We start from the raw sequence: 21014 nt of genomic DNA, 5'->3' as shown, positions 1-21014 counted from the left end.
GAATATTCTGGGCGTTGTACCCCAACCACTTTTGTTGGGTTCAGGCTGTGTGATTACAGGAATGTCGGACATTTGAACTCTCCATTGTTGCGAAGGAAGCCGGGAAAACCCTAATTTGTTTAGGTTCTTAATCATCTGTTTCGTCAACAAGGCTACATTCTTCGCAGAAAAGTGGTCACCTGTAATAAATGACAGTTTTTTATAATGTTTCGCTCTAGCCTTTAGTTGTTAAGGAGCTAACGGAGCGAGATCACTTAATCGAAAACTGAAGGAAACCCATCATAAGATGGGGTTTCATTGGTCAGAGGGTTAATAACGTTTTTTGGCGTGATGATTACTCTTTCAACTCCACATGGTCCAGAGCCTGATTCACCGCCAGTTCACCGAGCATGACCACCTGCGCGATCCCCAGCGCTGTCTTGCGGTGCGAGGTATCGAGCGTCGCCGCGAAGTTGTTGAGCATTTCGCTGGCTGAGCCCAACGTTTCGCCGGCATTGGCCAGCAAGGACTCGGTGTTGTATTTCGGATTGGCGAGGTACATGGGGTCTGGGTTGTTGGTGCTTGCCATGATAAGGGCGGCGGGGTTGAGGTAGTGGTCGAGGGCGCGTTTGGCGGCGTCGTTGAGTTTTTTTGAGTCGGGGGATTCGTACGGGGAGGCCGGGTCGATGACCGGCGGGTGTGGCGTTGATTTGGTCATAAGCTGAAAACTCCTGATGGAGCCGCTTCTCCCTCTCTACTAAAAGAAGGGGGGCAGCTGTGCGCAGGTTAGTAGACCGGGGAGTATTCAGCATTTACCGGCGCGCCGAAGCGCCCTGCACACAGCCACCATCAAGTCGGACAGCAATCACCGACGGATGCGCTTTGCACATAACTGAAAAACACCACGGGCTACTAAACCCGATCACTGGAAATCAGTGACGCGAATCAAGTTACCGATGGCCCGCCAGGCGCACAAGCCGGCGGATTCTGGCGTACCCGTAGGCAACGACGCAAGCTGTTGTAGGCTTCGGGAAGTAACCGCCGACAAATCTAAACAGCGCTGTTTAAAGGTAGCAACTGCCGAAGGCTGCGATCTTTTGATTTTGTCTTTTTAGAATCAAAAACAAGATCAAAAGATCGCAGCCTTCGGCAGCTCCTACAGTGGGGATTGGTTACTTGTCGTGATCGATGTCGAGTTTGGAGAAGGTCACTTGGCCACCTTCGCTGGTGTACCCGGTGTTGTCCTGCACATAAACCCCAGCCTTGAAGTACAACGGCTTGTTCCGCCACGTAGCACTGATCTGTGAATCCCACTGATACCCCGCCGCACTTACACCCAACGCACCGCCGGGGCTGAGGTGGATGAGGTAATTGAATTCGCGATCCAGTTTGACCCCGGTCGCCAGAGTGATCACACGACTTTCGTCATCATCCGGGTGCATACGGACCTTGATGACGAGATTGCCGGTCTCGGTTTTGGTCTTGTATTGGTATTCGAGTTTGACCATCGGCTTCTGGCTTTCATAAGCGTGGATCTGGCCGATGACGATTTTGCCGGAGCTGGGCACTTTGTTGACCGTGACGGTCGCGCGCAACAAGTTGTCGGCGTCGGGGTAGTACCAGTTGCGCAACTTGCCGTTGCTGTAGGTCTCGCGCAGTTCGGTGCGCGGGTAGATGGCGTTTTCGGTTTTTGATCCGGTAACCGGTGACCAGAAGAACAATGTGCCGGTGTCGGAATGGAAGTATTGATCCTTGAAGCCCTTCACCAGTTTGGCGGTTTCGACGGTGTACGGCGGACTGCCGACAGGAACGCTAAGGTTCCAGGTTGCGAGATCGATCATGTCGGTTTTTCCACTCTGTTCATCCTGAACGCGGGTGCCAGAAGCTCTAGCCCGCGCCTTTTCGGGCGGCCTTTATAAGCGTAGAGGGATTTTTTGTTAACGCCCGTTTGGCAGATGATTGGCGTCAACATCCTGTCGAAATGCCATCTTTCCCGGTTTCCGGGGGCCTCAGCGCTGACCGTTAGTCGGTAAATCGAGGCTTTGGTTAAATGATGGCCTGATGACAGCTATTGCTTTTACCGATCCGGGACTAGAGTGAACGCTCAGTATGTCTACGGTTTTTACCGGAACCGACCTGTAGTCCCGACAAGAGAAGCAGCATGGAATGCGCGCAACCCCAGCCAGGTGAAGGCAGCTCTGTCCTTTTAATCGTGGATGATTACCCTGAAAACCTGATAAGCATGCGTGCGTTGCTGCAGCGTCAGGACTGGCAAGTCATCACCGCAGCCTCCGGTTTCGAGGCGCTCAGTCTATTGCTCGAACATGACGTCGATCTGGTGCTGCTGGATGTGCAGATGCCGGGCATGGACGGCTTCGAGGTCGCGCGGCTGATGCGCGGTAGCCAGCGGACGCGGCTCACGCCGATTATTTTCCTCACCGCCAACGAGCAGTCGCAGGATGCCGTGATCAAGGGCTATGCCAGCGGCGCAGTGGATTACCTGTTCAAACCGTTCGACCCACAGATTCTCAAGCCCAAGGTTCAGGCGTTGCTGGAACACCAGCGCAATCGCCGTGCCTTGCAGCGTCTGAGTCACGATCTGGAAGTGGCGCGTGCCTTCAATGCTTCGGTGCTGGATAACGCCGCCGAGGGCATTCTGGTGTTGGGTGAAGATGGCGTGATCCGCTTCGCCAACCCGGCGATTTCGCGCTTGCTCAACGCACCGGTGAAGGAACTGGAGGGGCAGGAGTTTCTCGACTATCTGCAGAAACCGCACATTCCGGTGTGGGCCGATTCCGAATTTTATGCCAGTTACAAACGTGGCGAGACCTTGCGTCTGCACGATGCGCTGCTGCGTACGGCGCCGGGGCAGCAAGTGCCGGTGGCCTTGTCCTGCGCGACGTTACCGTCCGAACAACATGCAATGGTGGTGACCGTGCTGGACATGTCGGTCGTGCGCCATCTGCATCAGCAGCTGGAGTTTCAGGCGGTCACCGACCCTCTGACCGGGTTACTCAATCGCCGAGGCTTTTACCAGACCGTGGAAAATCTGCTGCTGCGCGGCGAACGCAGCGACAGCAGTTGGGTGTTGATGTATCTGGATCTCGACGGCTTTAAGCGGGTCAATGACTCGCTGGGCCATGATGCCGGCGACCGTGTGTTGCGCTGGGTTTCCGAGCAACTGAAGGCATGCTTGCGGCCGTTTGACATCCTCGCGCGCATGGGCGGTGATGAATTCACCGCGCTGCTGGATCTGGAATTCCCCGAGCAAGCCGCAAAGATTGCCGAAAAACTCATCGAACGCGTGTCGATCTGTCAGCAGATCGAAGGCCTGGATATCGCGCTCGGCGCGAGTATTGGCATTGCCACTTTTCCCGATTGCGGTTCGAACCTCGACGGTCTGCTCCGCGCATCCGACATCGCCATGTATGAAGCCAAACGCGCGGGTCGCCAGCAATACCGTTTCTACGATCATGAAATGAATGGCCGCGCGCGTTCGCGTTTGATGCTGGAAGAAAGCGTGCGCACGGCCATCGAGAACCGCGATTTCAATCTGGTCTATCAGCCGCAAGTGGCCATCGACACTGGCCAGATTCGCGGGTTCGAAGCGTTGTTACGCTGGCAGCACCCGAGCGTTGGCGATGTGCCGCCGGGACTGTTCCTGCCATTGCTGGAAGAAGCGCGGCTGATCAGTCGCCTCGGCAGCTGGATTTATCATCGCGGTGCCGGTCAGCGTAAAGCCTGGGAAACCTTGTTTGCCGAAGACCTGGTGCTCGGCGTGAGCCTGAGCAATACCCAGTTCAGCCTGCCGAATCTGGTCACCGAATTGCGTCAGGTGATGGAGCGCCACGCGTTGCAGCCTCGGCAATTGGAGGTCGAGGTTACCGAAGAAGCGCTGATGCAGAACCCTGACGAAACCCGCAAACAACTGCGCCTACTGCGCAATCTCGGCGTGCGCGTGGCGCTGGATGATTTCGGCTCCGGGCCTTGTTCGCTGGCGCATCTGCGGGATCTGGAACTGGATACGCTTAAGCTCGATCGCCACCTCATCGCCCGATTGCCGGACTCCGCCCGCGACGCGTCGCTGGTCAGCACCGTGATCAACCTGTGCAAACAGTACGGTTTGCTGGTGATCGCCGAAGGTGTCGAAACCATCGAACAATACCAATGGCTGCAAGCTCATGGCTGCGAATACGTGCAAGGCTTCCTGGTCGCCCGGCCATTGATCGCCGAAGACGCGGCAAGCTTCGCCGAGCCCTTCGACTGGAGCGCGCTGCCCGGTTGAATTCGCTACACTGGCGCACCTTTTTTCGAACCGTGTCGCCCGTCCATGACTGTGTTGAAGTACCTCCAGGCCTATCCCGCGCAATTGCAGGATCAGGTGCGCCAACTGATCGCCGAAGGGCGCTTGGGCGATTACCTGAGCCAGCGTTATCCGGGCCGGCACGATGTGCAGAGCGATAAGGCGTTGTACGGCTATGCGCTGGACCTGAAGCAGGAATACCTGCGCAACGCGCCGGCCATCGACAAGGTGCTGTTCGACAACCGCCTCGACCTGACCCACCGCGCGTTGGGCCTGCACACCACGGTGTCGCGGGTGCAGGGTGGCAAGCTCAAGGCCAAGAAAGAGATTCGTATCGCCTCGCTGTTCAAGGACGCCGCGCCGGATTTTCTGAAAATGATCGTCGTGCATGAACTGGCGCACTTCAAAGAGTCCGATCACAACAAAGCTTTTTATAAATTGTGCGAGTACATGCTGCCGGGGTATCACCAGATCGAGTTCGATCTGCGGGTGTACCTGACGTGGCGGGATATGCAGGCTTAACCGTACGCAACCAGGAAGGTGGGGATGGACGTCAGCAAGACCAAAAGCAGTTTCTATCGCCGTTTGTACGTGGCGTATCTGATCGACAGCGGTCTGGCGGCCAGTGTGCCTGCGCTGACCGAAGTGACCGGCATGCCCCGGCGCACGGCGCAGGACACGATTGCCGCGTTGGCGGATCTGGATATCGTTTGTGAATTCGCGCAGGAAGAGGGCGCACGCAACCATGCCGGGCGCTATCGGATTCGCGAGTGGGGGGCGATTGATCGCGGGTGGATCGAGCGCAATTTGCGGCAGATCAAGGCTGTGCTTGAGTACCCCTGAGTCCTGCGGCGCCTGAGCTGACGCTTTCGCGAGCAGGCTCGCTCCCACAGTTGCAATGCGTTTCCCTGTGGGAGCGAGCTTGCTCGCGAAGAGGCACTCAAGGGCGACGCATCCCGATATGCGGAATGTCATCCTCCAGATATTCCTCACCCGCCACAACAAACCCGTACTTGCCGTAATACCCCTGCAAATGCGCCTGCGCTGACAGGTAGATCGGCACCTGTGGCCAATGCTTCTCCGCCTGTTTCAACGCCTGCTCCATCATTTCGTGGCCCAGCCCTTTGCCGCGACCCTGCGGTGCGGTAATCACGCGGCCAATCACCACGTCGCCGCCCTGGGATTCCGGATCCAGCAGGCGCAGGTACGCCATCAATTGGTCATCTTCCCAACCCATCAGGTGATAGGTGTCGCCTTCCAGATCCTGGCCGTCGAGGTCCGGATAGGCGCATTTCTGTTCGACGACGAACACGTCTGATCGAAGCTTCAACAGCGCGTACAGCTGTTCTTTGCCCAGATCACTGTGATGTTTGCAGACCCACTCGACTGTCATTTTGCGATTCCTTGAACGTGTCGCCCGATACTAAGCGGCCTCGCCGTCGATGTCTGCATGGCGTAAGAGTCTGTGACAAAGATCAAAATGCCATCATTCCTTTCTCGCGCGCGTGGCGTCTTTGTGTAATCTGCAGGAGAGCACCGTACCTTGGCGTCATTGAGCTAAGGTTAGTGCCTGGGTTTAGCCGGTAAGGGGCCTTGGGGTTTTGACTGAAAACATGCAGGGCAACCCGCCCGCTAAGGATTTTCAAGCATGCCGCGACTGCATCGAGCCTTTGCTTTGATCGGATTGCTCTTGCTGGCTCAGACCGCTGCAGCGGATAAGCTGCGGCTGGTGTTTGATATCTGGCCGCCCTTCACCGACGACACGCTGGTAAACGGCGGCCTGGCCACCGACATCGTCAGCACCGCGCTGGCCCGGGCGGGGTATGCCAGCGGCTATGAACAGGTGCCGTGGGCGCGGGCATTGCTGGGGGTGGGCGAAGGGCGTTACGACGTGCTGGTCAACGCCTGGTACAACGACGAGCGGACCAAAATCGGCCAGTTTTCCGAGGAGTATCTGCTCAATCGCATTCGCTTTCTGAAGCGCAAAGACACGCCGCTCGAATACGCCAACCTGCAGCAACTGCACACCTATCCGATTGCAGTTGTGCGCGGCTATGCCTATTCGGCGCCGTTCGATGCCGACACCGCGTTGCAGAAAGTCCCTGTGCATAACTTCGCCATGGCCGTGCGCATGCTCGCGGCGGATCGGGTCAAGTTGGCGCTGGAGGATGAGTACGTGGCGAAGTACTACCTGGCGCGGGAATCCGCCAAGGTGCGCAATGCCGTGGAGTTTTTGCCCAAGCCGTTGAGTGAGAACAGCCTGCATATTCTGGTCAGTCTGAAGAACCCGCAGCATGAGCAGATTGTCGCGGGGTTTGACAAGGCGATTGCGGCGATGAAGGCGGATGGGAGTTATGACAAGTTGTTGAGGCAGCATGGGATGTGAGTTTTTGATCCTGAATTTGCTGGGTGTCTGATGGCCTCTTCGCGAGCAGGCTCGCTCCCACATGGGGTTTGTGTCGTGCATAAATCCAGTGTGGGAGCGAGCCTGCTCGCGATGGCGTCCTGTCAGCCAGCACTAACCTCACTGGTGTCCTTGATAAGATGCGCCGCCAACGTCCGCAACGGCCCCAACTGCCGGCAAATCAACGCCAGTTGCGTCTGCACCAACCGCTGGCCTTCATCAATCTCATCAGGCATCTGCTCCAGCTCATTGGCCAGCGCTTCTTCTTCGTCACTCTGAATCGCCACCGGCTGCTTGTTCGCCAGTCCTTGGGCGATTTCATCAATGCTCGTCGCCAGTTTCACTCCGGCGCCATCGATCAAATGCTCGCGCACATCGGCGGGTAGCTGAGTCTCGCGATGCGCGCCCAGGCCTGACAGATAGCTCAACAACGTGTGCGACAACACCAGGAAACGGAAACCGACATCCGCTTCCTTACGGAAATGCCCCGGCTCCATCAGCATGTTCGCCAGCGTCGTCGACAGCGCCGCATCGGCGTTGTGCGCGTTGCGCCGGGCCAGACGATAGGCGAGGTCGTCGCTCTTGCCGGCGGCGTATTGCTGCATGATCTGACGCAGGTAGATGCTGTTGCAGGTCAGGGTGTTGGCCAGCACTTTGTTCAGACGCCGACCCTGCCAGTCCGGCAGGAACAGAAATACTGTCAGACCGGCAATCAGGCTGCCGAGCAAGGTATCGAACAACCGTGGCAGGAACAGTCCGTAACCGTCGCCGACCTGGTTGAAGCAGAACAGCACCATGATGGTGATCGCCGCCGTTGCCAAGGTGTAGCGGGTGGTGCGGTTGGTAAAGAACACCACGCCGGCAGCGATGGCGAAACACGACTGCACCAACGGGCTCGGGAACAGGTCGAACAGCGCCCACGCCACGGTCAGGCCGATGGCTGTACCGAAAATCCGCTGACCGAGTTTGCGTCGGGTGGCGCCGTAGTTTGGCTGGCAGACGAACAGCGTGGTGAGAATGATCCAGTAACCCTGCGACGGGTGAATCAGGTGCACCATGCCGTAGCCGATGCTCAGCGCCAGTGGCAGACGCAGGGCGTGACGGAACAGCAGAGAGGTCGGGGTCAGTTGCGTGCGCAAACGAATCCAGACGTCTTTGAAGTTGCGCGGCGAGCGGTCGAGCAGGCTGCTGTCGGTGGCGTCGGCCAAGGCGTCGGGATTGCTCGCGTCACTGAGCAAACGGTCGAGGGTGCCAAGGTTGGCGGCCAGTGCGCGCAGCGAACGGAGCAATCCGCGCCACGCCGGGTTGCTCTGGATACGCAGGTGTTCAAGAGAGGCGTCGAGGTCGCTCAGGGCTTCGGCGAAACTGGCGTCGTAAATGAAGGGCTGGCGCATCTGGATCGATTCGGCCAGTGCACGGCAGGCTTTGCCCTGTTGGCGCAACAGGCGCTGGCAGCGGAACAGCACATCGCTGTGGAAGAACGCATCAGCCAAAGCGTTGTATGGATAATGCGAGGAACTGGCACGTTCGTGGATGTCTTGCGCGAGGAAATACAGCTTCAGGTAGCGGCTGACTTTCGAGCCGGGGCGACCGTTGCCGACCCGGTGCAGGATGATTTCCTTGGCACTGTTCAGTGCCGCCACCACGCGACCGTTTTGCTGCGCCAGTTCCAGACGCCGGGCTTCAACGTCCATCTGCCGGATCGGCTCGAACAGCGAGGCTTTCAGCTTCAGGTAAAAGCCCAGCTCACGGAATAACCGCGCCAGACTCTGCTGCACCGGCTGATTGGAAAACAGCGCTTGCCACAACACCGAAAGCAAGCCGTACCACGCCGCACCGGCGACCAGCAGCATCGGCTCGTGCCAGAAATCGGTGACCGCGCCACCGCGCTGATCAACGCCGATCATGGTGTAGACCGACAGAATCAATGTCGCCGAAGCAATCGCCCCGTAACGCTCACCGAGCGCGCCGAGCATGGTCAAGCCAAAGCTCGCCAGCGCCAAGGCAATGGCAAAGACGATGGGGTAGGGGAAGAGCAATTCAACCGACAGCGCGGCGATGCTGAAACACACCAGCGTCACGGCGAGGGCGTTGAGCCGGCCCTGCCAACTGTCGTCGGTCTCGGCCAGCGCGCTGGCGATGATGCCGAGGAACAACGGGATCAACAGGCCCATTTCATCCTGATACCAACACAGCGCCATGCTGCCGGTCAGGGCGATGAACACCCGCACGCTGTAGCTGAATTTATCCAGCGCCCACAGGCGCCGCAAAGACTGACGAAACGAGGTCGAGGACATGAAGTGCGAAGGCCTTCCGAGGCGATGCCGCTAAATTGAGCCAGTAATGACGCCGACGCAATGGCGCCGATCACATCTGACAGCAAAAAGTGTTCCTTTTACTTACACCAAAAACCACTGTGGGAGCGAGCCTGCTCGCGAAAGCGGAGTGTCATTCAACATATATGTCGACTGATATACCGCATTCGCGAGCAGGCTCGCTCCCACAGGTTTTGTGTTTGATTCTGGATCAGGCGTACTGCGCAGCAGCGTAGCCTGAGGCCCAAGCCCACTGGAAGTTGAAACCGCCCAGATGCCCGGTGACGTCAAGCACTTCACCGATGAAATACAGACCCGGGCTTTTCAGCGACTCCATGGTCTTGGACGACACTTCGCGAGTATCGACGCCACCCAGGGTTACCTCGGCAGTGCGATACCCCTCAGTCCCCGCCGGCACGACTTTCCAGCTGCCGAGCTTCTCGGCAATCTCCGCCAGTTCAGCGTGGGTGTACTGCTTCATCGGCTTGGAGACAAACCAGTTGTCCGCCAGCAGATTGGCCATCTTCTTGGTGAAGATCTCACCCAGCAGGGTTTTCAATTCACTGTTCGGACGCTCGGTCACTTGCTGCTGCAACCAGCTCGCCGCGTCGTGATCCGGCAGCAGGTTGATCTCGACGGTGTCGCCGGATTCCCAAAACGAGGAAATCTGCAAAATCGCCGGGCCACTGAGGCCACGGTGAGTGAACAGGATGTTTTCGCGAAAGCTCTGATCGTTGCAGCTGACCAGACAATCCACCGACGTCCCGGACAACTCGGTGCAGAGTTCCTTGAGCTGATCGGTGATGGTGAACGGCACCAGGCCGGCGCGGGTCGGCAGCAGTTCATGGCCGAATTGCTTGGCCACTTGATAACCAAAACCGGTGGCGCCCAGCGTCGGGATCGACAGCCCGCCGGTGGCGATCACCAGCGACTGGCACTGGATCTGGCCGAGGGTGGTGTCGAGCAAGTAACCGCTCTCGACTTTCTCGATGGTCTGGATCGACGTGTCGAGGTGCAGTTCGACGCCGGCCTGATCGCACTCGGTGAGGAGCATTTCGAGGATGTCGCTGGATTTGTTATCGCAGAACAGTTGGCCGAGTTTCTTCTCGTGGTACGGCACGGCGTGTTTGCCGACCATGCCAATGAAATCCCACTGGGTGTAACGCGCCAGTGCGGATTTGCAGAAGTGCGGATTCTGCGAGAGGAAATTGCTCGGTTCGGTGTACATGTTGGTGAAATTGCAGCGGCCACCGCCCGACATCAGGATTTTCTTGCCGGCCTTGTTCGCGTGGTCGAGCAGCAATACCTGACGCCCACGCCCGGCGGCGGTCAGTGCACACATCAACCCAGCGGCGCCAGCGCCAATGATCACGACTTCGGTAGAGCGCAAAACGGTGTCCTCACACAATGATCGTTCCCACGCTCTGCGTGGGAATGCCGCCATGGACGCTCTGCGTCCGTTGTTATGTGACGCGGAGCGTCACGGGATGCATTCCCACGCAGAGCGTGGGAACGATCAGGTCAGAGGATGCGGACGCGCAGCGAACGGCCCTTGATCTTGCCGTCGTTCAAACGCTGCAAGGCCTGCATGGCCACGGTGCGGTCAACGGCCACGTAAGCCTGGAAGTCGAAGATCGCAATCTTGCCCACCTGCGCACCGGGAATACCGGCGTCGCCAGTCAATGCACCGAGAATGTCACCCGGGCGAACCTTGTCTTTACGGCCAGCACCGATGCACAGCGTGGTCATCGGCGGTTGCAACGGGGCGAGGCCTTGGGACTTGAGGTTATCGACCTGATCCCAGTTCAGCGGTGATTTCTGCAGCTGCTCGATGGCCTGCGCACGATGCGCTTCGCCCGGAGCAACCAGGCTGATCGCGATTCCTTTCTCGCCAGCGCGACCGGTACGGCCGACGCGGTGAATGTGGATTTCCGAATCGCGGGCCAGTTCGACGTTGATCACCATGTCCAGCGCATCGATGTCCAGACCCCGGGCGGCGACGTCGGTGGCAACCAATACCGAAGTACTGCGGTTGGCGAACATCGCCAGCACCTGATCGCGATCACGCTGTTCCAGATCGCCGTGCAGGCCGACGGCGGAAATGCCTTTGGCGGTCAGGTGATCAACGGTTTCCTGAACCTGCTGCTTGGTGAAGCAGAACGCCACGCACGACGCCGGGCGGAAGTGGTGCAGGACTTTGGTCACCACGCTCATGCGATCTTCTGGAGAAATCTCGTAAAAGCGCTGCTCGATCTGCGTGTCATCGTGGAACGCTTCGGCTTTCACCGTTTGCGGATCACGCATGAACTTCGACGCCAGTTGCTTGATGCCCACCGGGTACGTGGCAGAGAACAGCAGGGTCTGACGACGCTCCGGAGTCTTGACGATGATGTCTTCGATGGCGTCGTAGAAACCCATGTCGAGCATGCGGTCGGCTTCGTCGAGGATCAGCGTGTTAAGACCATCGAGGACCAGCGAACCCTTGCGCAGGTGCTGCTGAATGCGGCCCGGGGTGCCGACGATGATGTGCGCGCCGTGTTCCAGCGAAGCGATCTGCGGGCCGAAGGACACGCCGCCGCACAGGGTCAGGACCTTGATGTTGTCTTCGGCACGGGCCAGGCGACGGATTTCCTTGGCGACCTGGTCGGCCAGCTCTCGGGTCGGGCAGATCACCAGCGCCTGGCAACCGAAATAGCGCGGGTTGATCGGGTTCAACAAACCGATGCCGAACGCGGCGGTCTTGCCGCTGCCGGTCTTGGCCTGGGCGATCAGGTCCATCCCCTTGAGGATCACCGGCAAGCTCTGCGCCTGGATCGGCGTCATCTGGGCATAACCGAGGGATTCGAGGTTAGCCAGCATGGCGGCGGACAGCGGCAGAGTATTAAAAGCGGTGGCGATGGTGGTCACGGGACTGGCCTGCAAAACAAAATGTCGCGCAGTGTAGCAGCCCCGTGCCACTTTCTTCGAAAGTTCTGGACGAACAGTGGTTAATGTTCGATGTGTTCTTCCGGCCGTTTGGCGCGGCGGCCGTCTTCTTTCGACAGCTGCGAGAAGATCGTCGCCGCCAACATCGCCATGATGCCGACGGTAACGAAGGTCAGCTGGAATGCACCGAGCACGGTCTCGACCCCATCATTACCGATCTCCGCGGTAAACCCGCCGAGCAACGCTCCGGCGCACGCGACCCCGAGACTCAACGACAACTGCGCTACCACCGAGAGCAAGCTGTTGCCACTGCTGGCGCTCGCATCGTCGAGATCAATCAGGGTCACGGTGTTCATCGCCGTAAATTGCAGCGAGTTGATCGCACCGAGCACCGCCAGCAGACACAGCAACAGCCAATATGGCGTCTGCTCGCTGACCAGGCCCATGCTCGCGAGCATGATCCCCAGCGCCAGCGTGTTGCCGGTGAGGACGATGCGATAGCCGAGCCGTTCGATCAGCGGCCGCGCCACCCACTTGGCGATCATCGCTGCAGCGGCCAGCGGCAGCATGCTCATCCCCGCTTGCGACGGCGAATAGCCCAGCGCTACTTGCAGCAGCAACGGCACCAGAAACGGCAGAGCACCGCTGCCGAGACGGGCGAACAGGTTGCCGAGAATACCGACGGCAAAGGTGCGGGTTTTGAACAGCGACGGTGCGAACAATGGGTTTTCGATGTGCCCGGCGCGCAACCAATACGCCGCCAGACAGGCCATGCCACCGAACAGCAGCAACATCACGCGCAGGTGCGGCAGGTGCAATTCGCCGAGGCCTTCCATGGCGATGGTGATCAGGATCATCGCCGCGCCGAACAGCAGGAAGCCGAGGCTATCGAACCGCGTGCGCTCGCTGCCGCGCAGGTCGGGAATGAATTTCCACACCGCGTAGCAACCGATCACGCCGACCGGCAGGTTGATCAGGAAGATCCAGTGCCACGTCAGGTATTCGACCATCCAGCCGCCCATGGTCGGGCCGATCAATGGGCCGAGCAGGCCGGGAATGGTGATGAAACCCATGATCCGCACCAGTTCGGATCGCGGGTAAGCGCGCAGCACGACCAGGCGCCCGACCGGCAGCATCAGCGCACCGCCCAAACCCTGAATCACTCGGGCGCCGATCAGCATGCTCAGGCTGCTCGACAGCGCGCAGAGCAAGGAGCCGAAGCTGAACAGCAAGATCGCGCCGAAGAAGATTTTCTTGGTGCCGAAGCGGTCGGCGATCCAGCCCGACGCCGGAATCAGCAAAGCCACGGTGAGCATGTAGGCGATGATGACGCCTTGCATGCGCAACGGGTCTTCGGCGAGATCGCGGGCCATGGCGGGCAGGGCGGTGTTGAGGATGGTCCCGTCGAGGGATTGCATGAAGAACGCAATGGCGACGACCCACGGCAACCAGCGTGCGGTGATGGCGTCGAGAGGCGGGCGGTTGGGCATGGAACCTCTTGTTGTCTGTTTGATGATCGTTCCCACGCTCTGCGTGGGAATGCCTCAACGGACGCTCCGCGTCCGCTTTCGGCAGGGACGCGGAGCGTCCCGGGCTGCATTCCCACGCAGAGCGTGGGAACGATTGCCGTCAGAGCGTCAAGGTCAACCGGCTGACCAGCGCTCCCGGCAGCAACGCCGACGAGGTATTGCGCTGGCTGTACGTACTCGCCGACAGCAACAACTCACGTTCGGCGGTCAATGCTTCCAGCTGCGAACCGAGCAAACTGTAAGCGCTGTCGTCAAAACGCATGGTGCTGACCGGCGCCTGGATCTCGCCGTTCTCGACCCAGAAAGTCGCGAAACGGGTCATGCCGGTCATGCGCGCCGCCGGCTGATCCGAGTAGTTCAGGTACCACAGGTTGCTGATGTACAACCCGGTGCCCAATTGCTTGAGGATCTCTGCTTGGGACAGATCACCCGCCGCCATGTTCAACGCGCTGGGCATTTCACCGCCACCGGCGCCGTTGGCGGCCAGACCATATTCCGCCGCACTGCGCGAACCGACCAGTTGATCGCCCGCTTTGCCTTCGACGATCAAACGCAAATCACTGCGCGGATAACCCTCACCGGAAAACGCCGGGCTCAACGATTCGCTGACTTTCTCGTCCAGCGACACCAGCGGACTGAACGCCTGATCACCGACATACAGCTTCTGCAACGGGCTGCTTTTGCTGGCGATCGACTGCGCCGAGAAACCACCCCAGCTCAGCATGCCCATGATTTCTTCCAGCGCCGCCGGTGCCAGATAGGCTCGGTACTGCCCCGGCGCCAAGGTGCGTAGTGGGCGGCCGAGAAACTCCAGTTGCTCGCGTGCCTGACCGAAGCGCTTGGCGAAACCTTCGCTGCTCCAATCGTGCCCGGCATAGCTGGCTTTTACGGCTTCACCGTTGTCGTGAAACAGGCTGAAGTCGAAGTTGAAGCTGTTCGCCTGATGCCAGCCAAACGCCCCCGCTGAACTGGCGAAACCACGGCTGATTGGGCCGGCGGCATAGAAGCCAACCAAGTCCAGACCTTCAGCGGCAGCACAGATTTCATCGACCACCTGTTCCGTGTCCGGCAACGGATGTTCCTGCACATTCTTGCTCTGCCAGCCGTTGTGGTTGAGCAACAGATACGGATCCTGCGGCAGCAGCGGTAGGGTTTCGCGCAGTTGTTGCAGGCCTTCGGCGAGGCGTTGCAGATCGCCTTCCTGATCACCGGACAGGGTGACTTGCAGGTCGGCGTGACGACCATCGTTAATCAGTTTCAGAACGATGTTGGCCTGCTGCACTTGCCCGGCCTGGCGCACCTTGGCGTGGTTGAAGCGCACGAACGCCGAAGACTCGGCGGCAAAGCTGAGGGTGAACTGTTCCGGCTCGCGCACGCTGTCGCGCAGCCAATTGACCATGACCTTGAAGGCGTCGGACTGACTCTTCGAAATGCTCATCAGGCGTCTCCCCCAAACACATCAACGTTGCTGAATACGCAGGCTGGCGAAGCGTGGCCGACGCGGATCACCTGGTTCGGTTCGCCCTTGCCGCAGTTTGGCGTGCCCAGCACCTTGACGGTGTTGGCGTCGCCGACCGCGCGCAGGCTTTTCCAGAAATGCGCGGAAATCGCCCGGTAATTCGGGTTTTTTACTACGCCTTTGAGTTCACCATTCTCGATCAACTGACCCCATTCGCAGCCGAACTGGAATTTGTTGCGCGCATCGTCAATCGACCATGAGCGGTTGGTGCTCATCAAAATACCGTGCTCGATGCCTTCGATCAGTTTGTTCAACGGCTGATCGCCCGGCTCGATGTTGAGGTTGGCCATACGGTCGATCGGCGCACGGTTCCAGCCGCAGGCGCGGCTGTTGGCAACGCCGTCCATGCCGGTACGGTATTGCGACAGCGCACCGCCCAGCGGACGCAGCAGCAGCCCCTCGCGGATCAGAAATTGTTTGCTGGCCTCGGTGCCGTCGTCGTCGTGGCCGTAGCTGGCGAGTTCTTCAGGAATGCCCGGATCGAAGGTCACGTTGAGCAGTTTCGAGCCGTATTGCAGGCTGCCGAAGTCGCTGGTTTTGACGAAACTGGTGCCGGCGTAATTGCGTTCGTCGCCGAGAATGCGGTCGAGCTCCAGCGGGTGGCCGATGGATTCGTGGATCTGCAGCATCATTTGATCCGGCATCAGCAGCAGGTCGCGCGGGCCTTGCGGGGTGTTCGGCGCGAGTAGCAGTTGCAGCGCCTGATCGGCGACCTGTGGGCCGGCGCCGATCAAACCGCAGCGGCTGATCACATCAGCGCCGCCCTGTTGGCCGAAGTTTTCGCGGCCGAGGCTGCGGGTCTGGCTGTCGTTGCCGTCGTAGGCGGTGACGTCGAGGCCTGGATAGACGAAGCGCTGGGCCTGGCGCAATTCAGCCCCGGCGCTGCTCAGGTAAATCTGTTCGACGTGGGTAATGCCAATGCTCACCTGCCAGTTCACCAGGCGCTCATCCTTTGGCACCGAGGCGGATTCCGCGCCGAGCAGCTCGAAGCATTCGCTCAGGGACGGAAAGGATTGTTCGAGATTGGGCGAAAAGTAATCAGCGCGATCGCTGGACACTGGCTGATCGCGCAGGTCGAGCAGCGCATGCGGCTTGAGCTGGCGGGCTTGCAGTTCGGCGCGCTCAAGTGCGGCTTGCAGGCCTTGTTGCGACAGGTCGTTGGTCGCCGCGTAGGCCTCAACGCCATTGACGCGCACGGTAAGCATCACCCCTTCGTCGCGGCTCAGGCTCGGCGGTTCGGCGACGTTCTTGCGCACCGACAGGTACTGACCGGACTCGCGTACATACCGCAGGGAAAAGAATTCAGCGCCCGTGCGCAAGGCAGCGAAGCGCTGCTTGAGCTGGGGGTGGAAATCGAACATTCGGGAACCTCCTTGTCAGGGGGAAGCGGTAGAGCAACGGCGGGGAGGGGGTGAAACGGTTGCGCGAGGTCTAGAGTAGGCCTGCGTGGGGGTAGGATCAAGTGAAGAGGGAGTGTAGGGGGATTTACTGTGCGAGGCAGGAGATCGTTCCCACGTCGAGGCGTCGAACCGTCTGCGTGGGAACGCCGCCATGGACGCTCTGCGTCCGCTGTGTGACGCGGAGCGTCACGGGATGCATTCCCACGCAGAGCGTGGGAACGATCAGGTGGAGGTATTACGTCTTACTGAGCAGCCGGGGTGATATCACGCATCGGCTTGCCCTTCACCGGCGCATCGCCCGCGACATAGTAGTCGGCGGTGCTACGCGGCAGCGGCTGGCGGCCACGGATCTTGTCGGCGATTTTCTCGGCGATCATGATCGTCGGCGCGTTCAGGTTGCCGGTGGTGATGATCGGCATGATCGAGGCATCGACCACACGCAGGCTCTGCATGCCGTGCACGCGACCTTCGCCATCCACTACAGCCATCTCGTCGGTGCCCATCTTGCACGAGCAGGACGGGTGGAACGCGGTTTCGGCGTGCTCGCGGATGAACTTGTCCAGCTGCTCATCGGTTTGCACTTCGATGCCCGGGCTGATTTCGCGGCCACGGTATTGATCGAGTGCCGGCTGCTGCATGATTTCGCGGGTCAGGCGGATGCCGTCGCGGAATTCTTGCCAGTCCTGCTCGGTGGCCATGTAGTTGAACAGGATGCTCGGGTGCTGGCGCGGGTCTTTCGACTTGGCCTGGATGCGACCACGGCTTGGCGAGCGCATGGAACCCATGTGCGCCTGGAAACCGTGCTCTTTCACACCGTTGCTGCCGTTGTAGTTAATCGCCACCGGCAAGAAGTGGTACTGAATGTTCGGCCATTCGAATTCCGGACGCGAACGGATGAAACCGCCGGCTTCGAACTGGTTGCTGGCGCCGATGCCGGTGCCGTTGAACAGCCACTCGGCACCGATGGCTGGCTGGTTGTACCAGAGCAGCGACGGGTACAGCGAAACCGGTTGGGTGCAAGCGTATTGCAGGTACAGCTCTAGGTGATCCTGCAGGTTTTCACCGACGCCCGGCAGGTCGTGAACCACTGGGATGTCGAGGCTTTCCAGCAGTTTCGCCGGGCCGACACCGGAACGCTGCAGAATCTGCGGCGAAGCGATGGCGCCGGAACACAGCAGCACTTCTTTACGGGCCTTGGCTTCAACGCGCTCTTCAGCGTCGCCGACCAGATAACGCACGCCGACCGCGCGCTTGCCTTCAAACAGAATCTTGTCGGTCAGGGCGTGGGTGACGATGGTCAGGGTCGAACGCTTTTTCGCGGTGTCGAGGTAGCCACGGGCGGTGGAAGCACGACGGCCGTTCGGCGTCACCGTGCGGTCCATCGGGCCGAAGCCTTCCTGCTGGTAACCGTTCAAGTCTTCGGTGCGCGGGTAACCCGCTTGTACGCCAGCTTCAACCATGGCGTGGAACAGCGGGTTGTTGCCAGCCTTCGGCGTGGTCACGCTGACCGGGCCTTCGCCACCGTGGTAATCGTTCGGGCCGATGTCACGGGTTTCGGCTTTGCGGAAGTACGGCAGGCAGTCGAGGTATGACCAGTTTTCCAGGCCTGGCAGTTTCGCCCAGCCGTCGTAGTCCATCGCGTTGCCACGGATGTAGCACATGCCGTTGATCAACGAAGAACCGCCGAGGCCTTTGCCGCGACCGCATTCCATCCGGCGACCGTCCATGTGTGGCTCTGGATCGGTTTCGTAGGCCCAGTTGTAGCGGCGACCTTGCAGCGGGAACGCCAGAGCAGCCGGCATTTGTGTGCGGAAGTCGAGACGGTAATCCGGGCCGCCTGCTTCAAGCAGCAGAACGGTGACGCCGGCGTCTTCAGTCAGACGGGTCGCCAGGGTGTTACCGGCCGAGCCGGCACCGATGATGATGTAATCGAATTCTTGGGACATTGAATGCACCCTCTTTGATAGTGGTCAGGTCAGGCCGGGTGAGTGCTGTGCACTCAATCGCCAGCAGGCTGGCTCCCACAGGGGATTGGGGATGCCACAGATTTGGTGCACGACACCAAACCTGTGGGAGCGAGCCTGCTCGCGAAGACGGCCTCGCGAGCAATACAAATCTCGGGTCTTAGAACACCGAGACGTAATCGCCCAGCTCGACCTGTACCGATTTGATGCGGGTGAAGTTGTTCAGCGAGCTGATGCCGTTTTCACGACCTACACCCGACTGCTTGTAACCGCCAACCGGCATTTTGGCGTCGGACTCGCCCCAGGCGTTGATCCAGCAGATACCGGCTTCCAGTTGATGAATCACGCGGTGGGCGCGGTTCAGGTCTTTGGTGACGATACCGGCGGCCAGGCCGAAGTCGGTGTCGTTGGCGCGGCGGATCACTTCTTCTTCGGTCTCGTAGGAGAGGATCGCCATCACCGGGCCAAAGATTTCTTCACGCACGATGGTCATGTCGTCGGTGCAATCGGTGAACACGGTTGGTGCCACGAATGCACCTTTGGCGAATTCGCCGTCGGTCAGACGGTCGCCGCCGCACAGCACGCGAGCGCCTTGTTCTTTACCCTTGGCGATGTAGCCCAGCACGCTTTCCATGTGCGCGAAGCTGACCAGCGGGCCGAAGTTGGTGTTTTCGTCTTCCGGGTTGCCAACGCGGATGCGCGCAACGCGTTCAACGATCTTGGCTTCGAAAGCGGCTTTCAGGTGCGCCGGAACGAACACGCGAGTGCCGTTGGTGCAGACCTGACCGGAGCTGTAGAAGTTGGCCATCATTGCGGTGTCGGCAGCGCGATCGAGGTCGGCGTCATCAAAGATGATCAGCGGGGATTTGCCGCCCAGTTCCATGGTCACGTCTTTGAGCGACGAAGCCGAAGCGCTGGCCATGACCTTCTTGCCGGTGTCGGTGCCGCCGGTGAAGGAGATTTTTTCGATGCGCGGGTGCTCGGTCAGCCAGGTGCCGACTTCACGGCCGCTGCCGGTCAGTACGTTGAACACACCGTTTGGAACACCGGCTTCGGTGTAGATTTCGGCCAGTTTCAGGGTGGTCAGCGAGGTGACTTCGCTTGGCTTGAAGATCATCGCGTTACCGGCCGCCAGGGCTGGCGCGGATTTCCACAGCGCGATCTGGATCGGGTAGTTCCACGCGCCGATACCGGCGACAACGCCCAACGGCTCGCGACGGGTGTAGACGAAAGAAGTGTCACGCAGCGGGATCTGCTCGCCTTCGATGGCCGGCACCAGGCCTGCGTAGTATTCCAGCACGTCAGCACCGGTAACGATGTCGACGTACTTGGTTTCGGAGAAGGATTTACCGGTGTCCAGGGTTTCCAGCGCGGCCAGCTCATCGTTGCGCTCGCGCAGGATGTCGACGGCGCGACGCAGGATGCGCGAACGCTCCATGGCGGTCATCGCGGCCCAGATTTTCTGGCCCTTTTCAGCGCTGACCACGGCGCGCTCGACGTCTTCCTTGGTCGCACGTTGCACCTGTGCGAGGACTTCACCGTTAGCCGGGTTGATGGCTTCGAAGGTGGCATCGCTGCCGGCGTCAGAGTACGCGCCATCGATGTAAAGTTTTTGCAGTTCGAAACGGGCCATAGTGTCCTCGCAAGTGCATTGGTTGTTGGCGTTGACCACCGCGCTGAAGCTGCGGTGGCGTTCAGGGGCCGAGCGTTTTCTGTGTGCTCTAGCTCACCTTCTTGGCCAATTGGAAATCCATGTATTCGTAAGCGATCTGTTGCGCCTGCGCCGTGTCGAAAGCGTCTCCCGACAAAGCGCCGCGCAACCACAAGCCGTCAATCAACGCTGCCAGTCCCCGCGCTGCGCTGCGCGCATCTTCGAGCGGCAACACACGGCGGAACTCGCAGCACAGGTTGGAATACAGACGGTGATCGTTGATCCGCTGCAACCTGTGCAAAGACGGCTGGTGCATGCTGGTGGCCCAGAAGGCCAGCCAGGTTTTCATTGCCGGGCCATTGACCTGGCTGGCGTCGAAGTTGCCTTCGATGATCACCTGCAAATGCGCCCGTGGGCTGTCATCTGCCAGCGCCTGACGGCGCGCGGTGACGCTCTCGCTGAGGGCAGTCATCAGATACCGCATCGTGGCGGCAATCAGGCCGTTCTTGTCCTGAAAGTAGTGACTGATGATGCCATTCGAGACACCGGCCAAACGGGCGATCAGCGCAATGCTGGCGTCCCCCATTCCGACCTGATCGACCGCCTGCAAAGTGGCTTCGATCAGTTGTTGGCGGCGGATGGGTTGCATACCGACCTTGGGCATCTTGCACATCTCCTTAGGCCTTCCGAGCGGCGAATCACGCCTATCGGATTGAGGGCCAGTCTATTTTGTTTTGATTGAACGTTCAATCAACAAAGAATAAGATCTGCGACAAATCGTCGCTGCCTACAGATTTTTCCTACGTGTAAGTGGCGATAAAACCGACATCCGAAAATGCTCGAAACCTGCGTGGGGCATGGCGCGGTTCGCGATTCGATGGACGTGTTGAAAGGGCAAGACGCTCAGGGCCAGGTTTCGGATGAACGTCCGTACACCTTCGGCCACGAAAGCGATTCGCAGCGCCATTTCGGCAGGTTCGGGCTTTTTTCGGGGTGTCTTTATATCACCCGCCGGTCGGCTGCCA

General features: G+C 59.6%; 16 protein-coding genes. 4 read left to right on the top strand and 12 right to left on the bottom strand.

The window, feature by feature from the left end; all coding sequences use genetic code 11:
- Window positions 1-334 precede the first annotated feature (334 nt).
- Both ACQ4OE_RS06430 and ACQ4OE_RS06425 read right to left on the bottom strand, forming a co-directional pair.
- Window positions 335-697 (bottom strand): DUF6124 family protein, encoded by a 363-nt coding sequence (locus ACQ4OE_RS06430; RefSeq protein ID WP_430946137.1) that lies wholly within the window; start codon window positions 695-697, stop codon window positions 335-337.
- A 454-nt stretch (window positions 698-1151) separates the two neighbouring features.
- Window positions 1152-1820 (bottom strand): polysaccharide lyase family 7 protein, encoded by a 669-nt coding sequence (locus ACQ4OE_RS06425; protein ID WP_430946136.1) that lies wholly within the window; start codon window positions 1818-1820, stop codon window positions 1152-1154.
- A gap of 320 nt (window positions 1821-2140) precedes the next feature.
- Here ACQ4OE_RS06425 and ACQ4OE_RS06420 point away from each other — a divergent pair, with 320 nt between their 5' ends.
- From ACQ4OE_RS06420 to ACQ4OE_RS06410, 3 genes are read left to right on the top strand one after another with little or no spacing between them, the layout of a single operon-like run.
- Window positions 2141-4264, top strand: a complete 2124-nt coding sequence (locus ACQ4OE_RS06420; RefSeq protein WP_430946135.1) for a putative bifunctional diguanylate cyclase/phosphodiesterase — start codon at window positions 2141-2143, stop codon at window positions 4262-4264.
- 45 nt (window positions 4265-4309) lie between these two features.
- Window positions 4310-4804: a M48 metallopeptidase family protein gene (locus ACQ4OE_RS06415; RefSeq protein WP_430946134.1), complete on the top strand. Its 495-nt coding sequence runs from the start codon at window positions 4310-4312 to the stop codon at window positions 4802-4804.
- 24 nt (window positions 4805-4828) lie between these two features.
- On the top strand, window positions 4829-5125 hold the full coding sequence (locus tag ACQ4OE_RS06410; protein ID WP_430946133.1) for a winged helix-turn-helix domain-containing protein: 297 nt from the start codon (window positions 4829-4831) through the stop codon (window positions 5123-5125).
- A gap of 97 nt (window positions 5126-5222) precedes the next feature.
- On the opposite strand, the gene ACQ4OE_RS06405 is transcribed toward ACQ4OE_RS06410, so the two are convergent.
- Complete coding sequence (locus tag ACQ4OE_RS06405; RefSeq protein ID WP_430946132.1) at window positions 5223-5675, bottom strand: GNAT family N-acetyltransferase; 453 nt, start codon at window positions 5673-5675, stop codon at window positions 5223-5225.
- Window positions 5676-5930: 255 nt separating this feature from the next.
- Here ACQ4OE_RS06405 and ACQ4OE_RS06400 point away from each other — a divergent pair, with 255 nt between their 5' ends.
- Window positions 5931-6668 carry a substrate-binding periplasmic protein gene (locus ACQ4OE_RS06400; protein WP_430946131.1) on the top strand — a complete coding sequence of 246 codons (738 nt, stop codon included), beginning with the start codon at window positions 5931-5933 and terminating at the stop codon, window positions 6666-6668.
- 122 nt (window positions 6669-6790) lie between these two features.
- Here the strand turns inward: ACQ4OE_RS06400 and yccS are convergent, their stop codons facing one another.
- The 9 genes from yccS to betI all read right to left on the bottom strand — a co-directional run bounded on the left by yccS (window position 6791) and on the right by betI (window position 20653).
- A complete protein-coding gene (yccS, locus tag ACQ4OE_RS06395) occupies window positions 6791-8983 on the bottom strand; it encodes a YccS family putative transporter (RefSeq protein WP_430946130.1) in 2193 nt (730 codons plus the stop codon).
- Between the two features lie 229 nt (window positions 8984-9212).
- Window positions 9213-10391 carry an NAD(P)/FAD-dependent oxidoreductase gene (locus ACQ4OE_RS06390; protein WP_430946129.1) on the bottom strand — a complete coding sequence of 393 codons (1179 nt, stop codon included), beginning with the start codon at window positions 10389-10391 and terminating at the stop codon, window positions 9213-9215.
- A gap of 131 nt (window positions 10392-10522) precedes the next feature.
- Window positions 10523-11908 (bottom strand): ATP-dependent RNA helicase DbpA, encoded by a 1386-nt coding sequence (dbpA, locus tag ACQ4OE_RS06385; protein WP_008085781.1) that lies wholly within the window; start codon window positions 11906-11908, stop codon window positions 10523-10525.
- Window positions 11909-11988: 80 nt separating this feature from the next.
- Window positions 11989-13416, bottom strand: a complete 1428-nt coding sequence (gene mdtD, locus ACQ4OE_RS06380) for a multidrug transporter subunit MdtD (RefSeq protein ID WP_122594733.1) — start codon at window positions 13414-13416, stop codon at window positions 11989-11991.
- Between the two features lie 139 nt (window positions 13417-13555).
- The gene (locus ACQ4OE_RS06375) at window positions 13556-14893 is read right to left on the bottom strand and encodes a TldD/PmbA family protein (protein ID WP_430946128.1); all 1338 of its coding nucleotides are present in this window, start codon (window positions 14891-14893) and stop codon (window positions 13556-13558) included.
- Window positions 14893-16335, bottom strand: a complete 1443-nt coding sequence (locus tag ACQ4OE_RS06370) for a TldD/PmbA family protein (protein ID WP_430946127.1) — start codon at window positions 16333-16335, stop codon at window positions 14893-14895. The genes ACQ4OE_RS06375 and ACQ4OE_RS06370 overlap by 1 nt, the downstream gene beginning before the upstream one ends.
- A 281-nt stretch (window positions 16336-16616) precedes the next feature.
- A complete protein-coding gene (gene betA, locus ACQ4OE_RS06365) occupies window positions 16617-18320 on the bottom strand; it encodes a choline dehydrogenase (RefSeq protein WP_430946126.1) in 1704 nt (567 codons plus the stop codon).
- A 178-nt stretch (window positions 18321-18498) separates the two neighbouring features.
- Entirely contained in the window at window positions 18499-19971 is a 1473-nt protein-coding gene (betB, locus tag ACQ4OE_RS06360) for a betaine-aldehyde dehydrogenase (protein WP_430946125.1), read from the bottom strand.
- Between the two features lie 88 nt (window positions 19972-20059).
- Complete coding sequence (gene betI / locus ACQ4OE_RS06355) at window positions 20060-20653, bottom strand: transcriptional regulator BetI (protein WP_038363121.1); 594 nt, start codon at window positions 20651-20653, stop codon at window positions 20060-20062.
- Between the last annotated feature and the right edge of the window lie 361 nt (window positions 20654-21014).

Origin of the sequence: Pseudomonas sp. WC2 (assembly GCF_050586545.1) — a bacterium.
In the GTDB taxonomy this organism is placed as follows: domain Bacteria; phylum Pseudomonadota; class Gammaproteobacteria; order Pseudomonadales; family Pseudomonadaceae; genus Aquipseudomonas.
This window is presented reverse-complemented; position numbering and strand designations above follow the sequence as displayed.

Bases quoted from the DNA above. Each gene is read 5' to 3' on its own strand.
- ACQ4OE_RS06410 (WP_430946133.1), top strand. From the start codon at position 4,829: ATGGACGTCAGCAAGACCAAAAGCAGTTTCTATCGCCGTTTGTACGTG.
- ACQ4OE_RS06430 (WP_430946137.1), bottom strand. From the start codon at position 697: ATGACCAAATCAACGCCACACCCGCCGGTCATCGACCCGGCCTCCCCG.
- mdtD (WP_122594733.1), bottom strand. From the start codon at position 13,416: ATGCCCAACCGCCCGCCTCTCGACGCCATCACCGCACGCTGGTTGCCG.
- ACQ4OE_RS06400 (WP_430946131.1), top strand. From the start codon at position 5,931: ATGCCGCGACTGCATCGAGCCTTTGCTTTGATCGGATTGCTCTTGCTG.
- ACQ4OE_RS06375 (WP_430946128.1), bottom strand. From the start codon at position 14,893: ATGAGCATTTCGAAGAGTCAGTCCGACGCCTTCAAGGTCATGGTCAAT.
- betI (WP_038363121.1), bottom strand. From the start codon at position 20,653: ATGCCCAAGGTCGGTATGCAACCCATCCGCCGCCAACAACTGATCGAA.
- ACQ4OE_RS06420 (WP_430946135.1), top strand. From the start codon at position 2,141: ATGGAATGCGCGCAACCCCAGCCAGGTGAAGGCAGCTCTGTCCTTTTA.
- betB (WP_430946125.1), bottom strand. From the start codon at position 19,971: ATGGCCCGTTTCGAACTGCAAAAACTTTACATCGATGGCGCGTACTCT.
- ACQ4OE_RS06405 (WP_430946132.1), bottom strand. From the start codon at position 5,675: ATGACAGTCGAGTGGGTCTGCAAACATCACAGTGATCTGGGCAAAGAA.
- ACQ4OE_RS06370 (WP_430946127.1), bottom strand. From the start codon at position 16,335: ATGTTCGATTTCCACCCCCAGCTCAAGCAGCGCTTCGCTGCCTTGCGC.
- yccS (WP_430946130.1), bottom strand. From the start codon at position 8,983: ATGTCCTCGACCTCGTTTCGTCAGTCTTTGCGGCGCCTGTGGGCGCTG.
- ACQ4OE_RS06425 (WP_430946136.1), bottom strand. From the start codon at position 1,820: ATGATCGATCTCGCAACCTGGAACCTTAGCGTTCCTGTCGGCAGTCCG.
- ACQ4OE_RS06415 (WP_430946134.1), top strand. From the start codon at position 4,310: ATGACTGTGTTGAAGTACCTCCAGGCCTATCCCGCGCAATTGCAGGAT.
- betA (WP_430946126.1), bottom strand. From the start codon at position 18,320: ATGTCCCAAGAATTCGATTACATCATCATCGGTGCCGGCTCGGCCGGT.